11 protein-coding genes and 2 tRNA genes are annotated in these 11,257 nt (G+C 48.1%); 8 read left to right on the top strand and 5 right to left on the bottom strand.

Annotated features, from left to right (window positions below):
- Positions 1–243: 243 nt before the first annotated feature.
- Entirely contained in the window at positions 244–729 is a 486-nt protein-coding gene (locus tag ACTHRE_RS02355; protein ID WP_003682910.1) for a DUF4189 domain-containing protein, read from the top strand.
- 72 nt (positions 730–801) lie between these two features.
- Here the strand turns inward: ACTHRE_RS02355 and ACTHRE_RS02360 are convergent, their stop codons facing one another.
- The 4 genes from ACTHRE_RS02360 to ACTHRE_RS02375 all read right to left on the bottom strand — a co-directional run bounded on the left by ACTHRE_RS02360 (position 802) and on the right by ACTHRE_RS02375 (position 2,339).
- Entirely contained in the window at positions 802–1,242 is a 441-nt protein-coding gene (locus ACTHRE_RS02360; RefSeq protein ID WP_003682952.1) for a hypothetical protein, read from the bottom strand.
- Positions 1,243–1,313: 71 nt separating this feature from the next.
- Positions 1,314–1,760, bottom strand: a complete 447-nt coding sequence (gene smpB, locus ACTHRE_RS02365; protein ID WP_003679566.1) for an SsrA-binding protein SmpB — start codon at positions 1,758–1,760, stop codon at positions 1,314–1,316.
- A gap of 84 nt (positions 1,761–1,844) precedes the next feature.
- Positions 1,845–2,060: a hypothetical protein gene (locus tag ACTHRE_RS02370; RefSeq protein ID WP_003679564.1), complete on the bottom strand. Its 216-nt coding sequence runs from the start codon at positions 2,058–2,060 to the stop codon at positions 1,845–1,847.
- Positions 2,061–2,135: 75 nt separating this feature from the next.
- A complete protein-coding gene (locus tag ACTHRE_RS02375) occupies positions 2,136–2,339 on the bottom strand; it encodes a cold-shock protein (RefSeq protein ID WP_003682902.1) in 204 nt (67 codons plus the stop codon).
- 257 nt (positions 2,340–2,596) lie between these two features.
- On the opposite strand from ACTHRE_RS02375, the gene clpS reads away from it, so the two are divergent.
- Both clpS and clpA read left to right on the top strand, forming a co-directional pair.
- A complete protein-coding gene (gene clpS / locus ACTHRE_RS02380) occupies positions 2,597–2,908 on the top strand; it encodes an ATP-dependent Clp protease adapter ClpS (RefSeq protein ID WP_004520799.1) in 312 nt (103 codons plus the stop codon).
- A 3-nt stretch (positions 2,909–2,911) separates the two neighbouring features.
- A complete protein-coding gene (gene clpA, locus ACTHRE_RS02385) occupies positions 2,912–5,191 on the top strand; it encodes an ATP-dependent Clp protease ATP-binding subunit ClpA (RefSeq protein ID WP_440344806.1) in 2,280 nt (759 codons plus the stop codon).
- A 66-nt stretch (positions 5,192–5,257) separates the two neighbouring features.
- Here clpA and tkt read toward each other — a convergent pair whose 3' ends face one another.
- The gene (tkt, locus tag ACTHRE_RS02390; RefSeq protein WP_377072333.1) at positions 5,258–7,237 is read right to left on the bottom strand and encodes a transketolase; all 1,980 of its coding nucleotides are present in this window, start codon (positions 7,235–7,237) and stop codon (positions 5,258–5,260) included.
- A gap of 446 nt (positions 7,238–7,683) precedes the next feature.
- On the opposite strand from tkt, the gene ccoG reads away from it, so the two are divergent.
- The 5 genes from ccoG to ACTHRE_RS02415 all read left to right on the top strand — a co-directional run bounded on the left by ccoG (position 7,684) and on the right by ACTHRE_RS02415 (position 11,256).
- Positions 7,684–9,168 carry a cytochrome c oxidase accessory protein CcoG gene (gene ccoG / locus ACTHRE_RS02395; RefSeq protein ID WP_377072331.1) on the top strand — a complete coding sequence of 495 codons (1,485 nt, stop codon included), beginning with the start codon at positions 7,684–7,686 and terminating at the stop codon, positions 9,166–9,168.
- Between the two features lie 5 nt (positions 9,169–9,173).
- Positions 9,174–9,740 carry a FixH family protein gene (locus ACTHRE_RS02400; RefSeq protein ID WP_377072330.1) on the top strand — a complete coding sequence of 189 codons (567 nt, stop codon included), beginning with the start codon at positions 9,174–9,176 and terminating at the stop codon, positions 9,738–9,740.
- A gap of 675 nt (positions 9,741–10,415) precedes the next feature.
- Positions 10,416–10,976: a CDP-diacylglycerol--glycerol-3-phosphate 3-phosphatidyltransferase gene (pgsA, locus tag ACTHRE_RS02405; RefSeq protein WP_003679552.1), complete on the top strand. Its 561-nt coding sequence runs from the start codon at positions 10,416–10,418 to the stop codon at positions 10,974–10,976.
- Positions 10,977–11,070: 94 nt separating this feature from the next.
- A tRNA-Gly gene (locus ACTHRE_RS02410) sits at positions 11,071–11,146 on the top strand.
- A 34-nt stretch (positions 11,147–11,180) separates the two neighbouring features.
- Positions 11,181–11,256 (top strand) — tRNA-Gly (locus tag ACTHRE_RS02415).
- Position 11,257: the final 1 nt, after the last annotated feature.

Here is an 11,257-nt window from a genome sequence, read left to right on the forward strand (position 1 = left end):
CAATAGTGGGAAACGGTCGATGTGTTTGGCGATCATGGCTTGGGCGGTTTGCTGAAAGAAGGTGCTCATGGAAAATCCCCTAAATGTCTTAGTAGGAATTTAGGGGATTTTGGGGGATTTTGCAAAGGTCTCGGCCTATAATCTATCTGCTACACTCAAATATTCATTTTAAAAGCAAATTTATATCAAATAAGTACTTTTGCTTTATAATAACGACAAATACCCAACAAACAGGGAACGAACATGAAAAAAACACTAACGACACTTATCCTTTGCGCACTGACTCCTGCCGCCCTGGCTGCCGATACTTACGGCTACCTGGCCATGTGGCAAAACCCTGCCGACAGCAATGAAGTGCTGCAAATCAAAACCACCAAAGAAAATGCCACCCAACTGGATGCGACAGCCGAACTCGAAACATTCTGTAAAGGCCAAGATGCCTTAGCCGGTATCAGCGCAGGCCAAGCAACAGGCTGCAAAACGGTTGTCCCTCTGCACAACACCTGTATCGCTGTTGCCTATCCTAAAGCCATGGGCAAATTGACTGCTCAAAACGTAGTGGCCATTACCTCCCCACGTTTCAAAACCGTGCATCAGATTGCCTTGAACCAGTGTATCAAAAAATACGGCTCACAAGGACAATGTGCCTTAGAAACAGTCTATTGCACTTCCGAAACCTACTACCAAGGTACGGTCAAAACCCTTTGGGAAAAAATCAAATCCATTTAAGGCCGTCTGAAAATAAAACCGGCTTGCCCGATATTCTCCATATCACGGCAAGCCGGTTTTTTATTCTGGCTTTTATTTGCTGTTTTTTTCCAACAATTTGGCCACAACGCCTTCAGCCTGTTTCACCAAATCAGGGTTGGTTCGGAAGTGGTTTTCATCATTTAAAGAGTAGCTGACCGTAGAAACCGCGTACTTGGTGCTTCTCAACACAAATACGCCTTTACGCAAGATTTCGTTATTACCTTTGGTTTTGTAACGCAGATTATACGGGCAAGAAGAATCATACAGTTTGCCACGGTTATCCGCTGTCACAATCGTGCTGCCGATACCGCGTTTTGCCAAAGCTTTAGACAAAGCACGATCCAAATCATGCGGTCTTACTTTTGCATTTTGAATGATGCAGACATGTTTGATGCTGGTCAGCTCTTCAGGTTTCAATACTCTTTGTTCCGTAGTGGAACAAGCGCCCAACAACAATACGGCTGAAGCCGCCGCTAAAATCATGGTTTTCATCTGTTTTCCTTTTTAAAATTTTCAAACAATAAATATTCAGACGGCCTTTATAAAAAGGCCGTCTGAAAAAATCAACGTACGTTTTTCATCAAACGCTGTTTCTCACGCTTCCAATCCGCTTCTTTCAGGCTTTGGCGTTTGTCATGCTGTTTCTTACCCTTAGCCAAACCGATTTCCACTTTGATTCTACCGCGGGTGTAATGCAGGTTTAAGGGCACAATCGTATAACCGGCACGTTCGGTTTTACCGATTAACTTGTTGATTTCCGATTGTTTCAACAACAACTTACGCGGACGGACAGGGTCAGGTTTGACGTGTGTCGAGGCAGTGGGCAATGCGGTAATGTGGCAGCCCACCAAATAGAATGCGTCTTTTTTCCAGTAGATATAGCTTTCTTTTAATTGCACGCGTGCAGCGCGGATGGCTTTGACTTCCCATCCCTCCAATACTATACCGGCTTCGATTTGGTCTTCGATAAAGAAATCGTGAAAGGCTTTTTTATTATTGGCAATACTCATTGTGCTGATTCTTTACAAACTTTTCAGACGGCCTATTTTATCAGGCATGCTTAAAAAATAAAACGGCAAACGGTTTTGAAACGTTTATTCGCTTAAAACATGGCGACGGTAAAAGCGGTCTATATCGGCAATGGCTTTTTCATCTTCAGGGCGCAAATCCAGTTTCAAATCGGCAAGGCGGATCAAGATTTGGTCTTCACGCTCGGCAACGGCGCAGCTAACCTCACCTTCGCTGCGAAAATGACGGATAAGCTCGTCCAACTGGTTTAAAGCATTTTGATAAGATGAATTTTGATTCATAATTTTTAACCTAAACGCCCATAAAAAATGGCGGGAAACCCCGCCATGATTTTACGGCTTACGCCGCGCATTTGATTAAGCAGCTTGAATGTTAGCAGCTTGTTTGCCTTTAGGGCCGGTGGTTACGTCGAAAGATACGCGTTGACCTTCTTTCAGGGTTTTGAAACCATCCATGTTGATCGCTGAGAAGTGAGCGAACAAATCTTCGCCACCTTCATCAGGAGTGATGAAACCAAAACCTTTAGCGTCGTTAAACCATTTTACGATACCGGTTGCCATTAGAAACTTCCTATACTTAAAAATTAACAAAATCAGCAAAACAAGGCATACAGCAAACTAAAACGTTCAGCGTTTCTCCCCCGTATTGCATACGTGGTCGAGTGCCAACTTCTGCTTAACCGTCTTTTTACATTTGTTAAGACAAAACGTCAAGCTATGTTTTCAAAAAAGTGGGAAAATAGAAAAAAATTGCCGAAATACAACAGAAAACGGTTTACACTCTAAAACAGGCCGTCTGAAAACTGAAACCTAAGATTATGAACCATCCTAATACCGACCACCAATCCGATACCCTGCTCAGCGATATCAACACACAGCCTCCGAAACGTTACGGCGTATTTTTATTGAACGACGATTACACCACCATGGAATTTGTCGTCGAAATCCTGACCGAAGTCTTTATGCTTACACAGGAACAGGCAGTGGCCGTCATGTTGCTGGTGCACCACGAAGGCAAAGGCCTGTGCGGCACCTACACGCGCGATATTGCGCAGACCAAGCAGCATCAGGTCATGGAACGTGCCAAAGCTGAAGGGCATCCGCTCAAATGTATAGTCGAAGAGGTTTAAATCATGCTGTCACCCGAATTGGAACACATCCTGCAACTGCTCTATCGTGAAGCACGCAACGCTCGTTATGAGTTTATCAGCTTGGAACACCTGCTTTTGGTGCTGATAGAAGAAGATGCGGCTGTGCCGAACGTCTTGAAACTGTGTGGTGCGGATTTGAAAGTCCTGTCCGAGCAGCTTGCCGCCAGCGTTGCAGAAAACACGCCGCAAATTCCCGATCATCTTCTGGATACGGTCGAAACCCAGCCGACATTGGGCTTCCAACGCGTCATCCAACGGGCGATGGTGCATACCCAGTCTGCCGGCAAAGCCGCAGTAGAGCCTTTGGATATTTTGGTTGCCATGATGAGCGAATCTGAAAGCCATGCCGTTTATTTCCTCAAATTGCAATCCATTACGCGCTTTGAAGTCTTGCGTTGCATTGCCCATGGCTCGCCCGATGACGAAGACGGCAATGATTCAGACGGCCTGGGACGCGAGAGCGAAGAAGCGGAACAAAAAACCGGCTCCCTTTCCGACTACACAGTCAATCTCAACACTGAAGTCAAAGCCGGCCGTATCGACCCTTTGATTGGTCGCAAACACGAAATGGAAAGGCTGGTGCAAATCCTATGCCGCCGCCGCAAAAACAATCCACTTTTGGTCGGCGAAGCTGGCGTGGGCAAAACCGCGCTGGCGGAAGGCTTGGCGCATCAAATCGTCAACGGCGACATTCCCGATGCGCTGAAAGAAGCCGAAGTGTACGCGCTGGATATGGGTTCGCTTTTGGCGGGCACGAAATACCGCGGCGACTTTGAAGCGCGGGTCAAATCCGTCTTGAAACAGCTCGAAAAAATCCCACAAGCCATTTTGTTTATCGACGAAATCCACACCATCATCGGCGCGGGCAGCACCAGCGGCGGCACGATGGACGCGTCCAACCTGCTCAAACCCGCGCTGGCGAAAGGTTCGCTGCGCTGCATCGGCGCGACCACCTACGACGAATACCGCACTATTTTCGACAAAGACCACGCCCTAAGCCGCCGCTTCCAAAAAATCGACGTGGTCGAACCCACCGTCGCCGAAACCGTTCAAATCCTGCGCGGCTTGAAACCGATGTTTGAAGGTTTCCACCAAGTCCGCTACACGCAAGGCGCACTCGAAGCCGCCGCCGAACTCTCCGCCCGCTACATCAACGAGCGTTTCCTGCCCGACAAAGCCATTGACGTGATGGACGAAGCAGGCGCGGCGCAACGGATTCTGCCCAAATCCAAACAGAAAAAAGTCATCGGCAAAGCGCAAATCGAAACCGTCATCGCCAAAGTTGCGCGGATTCCCGAAAAAACCGTGTCGCACGATGACAAACAAGTGCTGCAATTCCTCGGCCGCGATTTGAAAAACATGGTTTACGGTCAAGAAAATGCCATCGATGCGCTGGTTGCCGCCGTCAAAATGTCGCGCTCCGGCCTTGCCCTACCCGACAAACCGATAGGTAGCTTCCTCTTCTCCGGCCCTACCGGCGTCGGCAAAACCGAAGTCGCCAAACAGCTTGCCTACTCGATGGGCGTACCGCTGCAACGCTTTGATATGTCCGAATACATGGAGCGCCATGCCGTATCGCGCCTCATCGGCGCGCCACCGGGCTACGTCGGTTTTGAACAAGGCGGCCTTTTGACCGAAGCCGTCAACAAGCAACCGCATTGCGTATTGCTCTTGGACGAAATCGAAAAAGCCCACCCCGACATTTTCAACGTCCTCCTGCAAGTCATGGACGCAGGCAAACTGACAGACAACAACGGTAAGAGCGCCGATTTCCGCAACGTCATCCTAATTATGACCACCAATGCAGGCGCGGAAAGCCTCAGCCAACCCAGCCTCGGCTTTACGGCCAAACGCGAACGCGGCGATGAAATGCAGGCAATCAACAAGCTCTTCACGCCCGAGTTCCGCAACCGCTTGGACGCGATTATCCCGTTTGCACCTTTGTCCGAACCCATTATCGTCAAAGTCGTAGACAAATTCCTACTCCAGCTCGAACACCAGCTCCTCGACAAAAAAGTCGAAGCCGAATTCACACCGGCATTGCGCAAATATCTGGCAGAAAAAGGTTTCGACCCGCAAATGGGCGCACGCCCGATGAACCGCCTGATTCAGGAAAAAATCCGCAAACCGCTCGCCGACGAACTCCTGTTCGGCAAACTCGCCGAAGGCGGCTTCGTGCGGATAGACTGGGATGCAGCAAAAGAAGAAGCCGTGTTGAAGTTTAAGAAAAACAAAGTCAAACCTGAAGCAGAAACTGTTTAACCAGTTGAAAAATAAAAGGCCGTCTGAAATTTCAGACGGCCTTTTTATCTCAATCAAAAATCTGATTTACAAGACGGATTTAACAGTGGCAACCACATTGTCTACGGTAAAGCCGAATTCTTTGAACAGCAAATCAGCAGGTGCAGACTCGCCGAAGCGGTTGATACCGACCACTGCGCCGTTCAAACCGACGTATTTATACCAGCCGTCGGCATGTCCGGCTTCTACGGCTACGCGTGGCAAGCCTTCCGGCAGAACGGCGGCTTTGTAGGCAGCATCTTGGCGGTCGAATACATTGGTAGAAGGCATGGAAACAACGCGTACGGCAATACCTTGTTCTGCCAATACCTTTTGCGCTTCCAGAGCCAATTCAACTTCAGAACCGGTAGCAATTACAACAGCTTGCGCATTGCCTTGAGCTTCACTGATTACGTAAGCACCGCGTTTGATGTCGTTCAGCTGTTGCTCATCACGCGCTTGGAATTTCAGGTTTTGACGGCTGAAAATCAAGCTGGACGGGTGGTCGGCCGCTTTAACAGCTTCAGACCATGCCACTAAAGATTCAACGGTATCACATGGACGCCATACATCCATATTCGGAATCAGGCGCAGAGTGGCAGTTTGCTCGATAGGTTGGTGGGTAGGACCGTCTTCGCCCAAACCAATGGAGTCGTGGGTGAACACAAATACAGGGTTGATTTTCATCAGCGAAGCCATACGCAAGGCATTACGCTCGTATTCACTGAACATCAGGAAAGTCGCGCCGAATGGTTTAACACCGCCATGCAGGGTAAGGCCGTTCATGATTGCACCCATGCCGAACTCGCGCACACCGTAGTGAATATAGTTACCGCCGTGTTCGCGGGTAACGGAAACGCTGTTTGACCAGTCAGTCAAGTTAGACGGGGTCAAGTCTGCAGAACCGCCCACCAATTCAGGCAGCTCTTTAGCCAAGATTTCGATGCTGTTTTGACTGGCTTTACGGGTGGCGATGGTTTCGGCTTTGGCGCACACTTCTTTCAATGCGGTTTGAACGTATGCATCGAAATTGTCCGGCAGCTTTTTATCCATGCGACGCACGAATTCTGCGGCTTCAGCAGGATATTTGGCCTGGTATTGAGCGAAGAGTTCGTTCCATTCGGCCTCAAGTTTCGCGCCTTTTTCTTTTGCATCCCATGCTGCATAGATTTCTTGAGGGATTTCAAACGCAGGATAAGCCCAACCCAAATGTTTGCGCGTAGCTTCGATTTCGTCCGCACCCAAAGGTGCGCCGTGGGTTTTGTGACTACCCTCTTTATTGGCACTGCCTTTACCGATTAAGGTTTTGCAGCAGATGAGGGACGGTTTGCCGGTTTCGGCTTTGGCCGCTTCAATGGCCGTCTGAATGGCATCAGTGTCATGACCATTTACATTTGGAATCACATGCCAGCCATAGCTTTCAAAACGCTGCGGGATATTTTCGGTAAACCAGCCGTCCACTTTACCGTCAATGGAAATATTGTTGTCATCATATAAAACAATCAGCTTGCCCAAGCCCAAAGTGCCAGCGAGCGAACAGGCTTCGTGCGACACGCCTTCCATCATACAGCCGTCGCCCATGAAGACGTAGGTGTGGTGGTCAACAATGTTCAAACCGTCTTTATTGAATTCGGCAGCCAAGATTTTTTCGGCCAAAGCCATGCCCACTGCATTGGCAATACCTTGTCCCAATGGGCCGGTTGTGGTTTCCACGCCGTCGGTGTAGCCATATTCAGGATGGCCGGGGGTTTTGCTGTGCAGTTGGCGGAAATTTTTCAGATCATCAATAGAAACGTTGTAGCCGGTCAGGTGCAACAGGCTGTAAAGAATCATGGAAGCATGACCATTGGAGAGGACAAAACGGTCGCGGTTGTAGAATTTTGGGTTGGCCGGATTATGATTGAGGAACTTCGTCCACAACACTTCTGCCATTTCCGCCATACCCATAGGCGCACCCGGGTGGCCGGAGTTGGCTTTTTGTACGGCATCGACTGAGAGGAAACGGATTGCGTTTGCCAGTTGAGACATGGTTTGACCTTCCTTGGACAAGATTGGAAATATGAAAAAAGTGTGCCGATTATCGCCTGAATCAGCCGTGCTTTCAAGGATAGCTTTTGATATTCGCTTTGTCAGACGGCCTGTTTCCACTCGGTTGCCCGAAACGGACAGGATAGATGATATTAACTGTTATTTCGTTTTGAAACAGTGCTTTATATATTTTTATCGTGTAAATAGCAAATCACTATAAGTTTGCACACAGGCCGAACCATAAACCTTTGAATACTGCCCTTTTCAGACGGCCTTGTATGAGACAGGAGTACCGCAACTATTGTTAAGGCCAAACCCTGCTTTTGCTTTGCATAGAGTCAAATGTTATGATTTTATATGCACTCCAAAGGCCGTCTGAAAATATTCGCATCAAACTACTACCATGACAAAAGGCTTGTGTGCACTTCGATTAAGGAACACTGATTATGTCACCCGAAAACCAAGCTGAAAACGCCACACCCTCAACAGAAAAAACGGCAAAAGCCACTCCGCCCAAACCTTCCAAACCCAAATCCAGCGTAATTCAAATTCATCCCGAAGGCGAACGCATCCATCCGAAAAAAGCAGAAGGCCGGTTTGCCAAACTACGTATCGCCGCCGTATTGGCGACCCAGTTTGTATTTTACGTAATTCCATGGTTTAACTGGAGTAACCGTCAGGCGGTTTTATTCAATATCCCTGACCGTCATTTCTTCATTTTCGGACTGTCGCTGGGTATGGGCGATTTGATTTACCTTGCCTTGCTGCTGATGATTTGCGCATTCGGATTGTTTTGGTGGACAACCATTGCCGGTCGTTTGTGGTGCGGCTATTCATGCCCGCAAACGGTTTACACCGAAATTATGCTGTGGATTGACAACTTGGTCGAAGGCGATAGAAACAAACGCCTAAAACTGGAAAAATCGCCCTGGAACTTTACTAAAATTCTCATTAAGGCCACCAAATACCTGCTGATTTTCCTTGTCTGCGCATGGACAGGTATCACTTTTGCAGGCTGGTTTATCCCGATCCGCCAATTTGTTCCCGATTTATTCACCGGAGCAGCAGGCGGCGGCGCAATGTTTGCCGCAGCATTTTACGGATTCATGACTTTCTTCTTCGCCCACATCATGCGCGAAAAAGTGTGTCTGCATATGTGTCCGTATGCACGTTTCCAAAGTGCAATGTTTGACAAAGACACGCTGATTATTTCTTACGATACCGAACGCGGCGAACCGCGCGGCGCACGCAAAAAAACCGCCAACAAAGAAGACAGTGGCTTGGGCGACTGCATCAACTGCACCATGTGCGTGCAAGTCTGCCCCGTCGGTATCGACATCCGAGACGGTTTGCAATACCAATGTATCGGCTGCGCGGCGTGTATCGATGCCTGCGATGAAATCATGGACAAAATGGGCTACGAGCGCGGCTTAATCCGCTATACGACCGAAGGCGCGTTGGAACACGAATACCCTGAAAGCGACATCAAAAAACGCTTGAAACGTCCACGTGTAGCCGGTTATGGCGCAGTACTCCTGGTGGTCATCATCGCCTTCCTGGTCGGCATTTCCACCCGAAAAATGGTCGAAGTCGATATCCTGAAAGACCGTGGCGTCATGGTTCGCGAAAACAGCCAAGGCTGGTTGGAAAATGCCTACAACCTGCGCATCATTAATAAGAGTGAACATGAACAGACCGTTACTGCCACAGTCAAAGGTTTTGATGATATCGCCTTGACCGGCTTGCCAGAAAACGGTATTAAAATTGCGCCACGCGAAACCGTGACTATTCCGGTTCAAGTGTCCACCATCCCTGAGTACGCCGAAAAAGGTAGCCAGCCGATTGAATTTACTTTCACATATCGTGAAACCGATGACGCTGATGCCGAATCGACTGTCTTGAATGAAAAAGCAACCTTTATTGGAGAATAACAACGGTGTCCCCACAACCCCAAATCAAACCTTGGTACAAACATATTTGGCCCTGGGTGCTGATGGCTGGCCCCATCTTCGTCGTTATCGCCAGCGTTTCCATGTTCTTCGTCGCAAAAGAACATACGACAGACTTGGTGTCTGACGATTACTACAAAGACGGCAAACACATCGAAATCCAACTTCACCGCGATGAAGAAGCCGTTAAACGGCAAATTCAGGTGCAGGTTTTAATCAGTCCGGATATGAACGCTGCCAAAGTATTCGTCAGCGGACAATTTGATACCAAACAGCCATTAAACCTATTGTTGATGCACCCAACGCGCAAAGCCGATGACCAAACCGTCAAGCTGCGCGCCGTAACAGCCGAACCGCAAAACGGCCGCATGGAATACGAAGCCGTCTTTAAACCTTTACGCCCAACCAATCATTGGTACCTGCGCGTTGAAGATGCCTCAGGCGTATGGCGTGTTGAAAACAAATGGATAGTCAGCCAAGGCAACGCAGTCAATCTGACGCCTATGGACAAATTGTTCGACAACGGCAAACAAGCCGCCTCAGAAGAACAATAAATCCCATGTCAGGCCGTCTGAAACCTTTCAGACGGCCTGAAAATCTTTATATCCTCTATCATTCTTTAAAATATGATTTTTTCCAATTGGCGCAGACTGACAGAAAATGAAGTCAGTATGGCAAAACAGGTTTTTGCCAACGGCATAGACTTCAACCGCATTAAAATATATCGTGGCATCCCCTTCCTACCCAACCCCAATACCGCCATTGCCCCCAATGGAAATATATATTTCCCGCGCAAACACTGCCCTGATGATTTCACTCAAGCCGGCATCGCCTACAAAATCTGGCTGATTCATGAGCTTACACACGTCTGGCAACACCAGCGCGGTCACAAAGTTTGGTTATCCGGTTTATTCATTATGCTCAAAGGCGGATATAGGAAACGCAAAGCTTACGCCTATCCCATGCCTTTGCCTCACTTCAACCAACTCAATATTGAGCAGCAGGCCGACCTCGTTGCCCACTATTTTGCAGCCACTTACCTGCCCAAAAACATTTATACCCCTCAACAACCCATTTTTCAGACGGCCTTAACAGACTTTCTTCACAACCCGCATAACAAAGCCCTTTGCCCACGTTACTTGTCGGCAAAAAAACAACACTCAAAAAAGCCCAGTAAGCAAATAAGCTATAATGGACAATCCGACACATCGTCCAAAAGGTCACAAACCATGCCTTGGAACATACCTATTTTACTTACCTGGATGCGCGTCCTATTAATCCCCGTGTTTACCATCCTATTCTATTTACCGAACACATGGATTCAACCACAAACCGTCAACTGGACAGCCGCTATCATCTTTGCACTTGCAGCTATTACAGACTGGTTTGACGGCTTTTTAGCACGTCGCTGGAAACAAACCTCCGACTTTGGCGCATTCCTCGACCCCGTTGCCGACAAACTCATGGTTGCCGTTGCCCTACTCCTGCTCGTCAGCCTTGGCAGAACATACGCTATCTTCGCCATGATTATTATTGGCCGAGAAATTACCATTTCCGCCCTGCGCGAATGGATGGCACAAATGGGCAAACGCGGCAGCGTTGCAGTGGCCACTATCGGCAAATTCAAAACCACTGCCCAAATGATCGCCATCTTCCTTTTACTTATCGGCACAGACAAATATAACGACCCTTTCTATCTCATTGGTAACATATTGATGTTTATAGCATCTGTATTGACCATCTGGTCCATGTGCTACTACCTGAAAATGGCATGGAAAGAATTCAAATAAAATTTTTAAAAAAATAAAAACAAAACACTTGACGCACACGATTAAATCCATAATAATTGCGTCTTCTTCGATATACGAAGCAACAAATATCAGAGCGGGAATAGCTCAGTTGGTAGAGCGCAACCTTGCCAAGGTTGAGGTCGCGAGTTCGAGACTCGTTTCCCGCTCCATCCTGATTACTTGTTGATTGTTCTTTTTCAATATGCGGGAATAGCTCAGTTGGTAGAGCGCAACCTTGCCAAGGTTGAGGTCGCGAGTTCGAGACTCGTTTCCCGCTCCAG

The organism is Neisseria sp. P0001.S007 (assembly GCF_051963655.1).
GTDB lineage: Bacteria > Pseudomonadota > Gammaproteobacteria > Burkholderiales > Neisseriaceae > Neisseria > Neisseria subflava_A.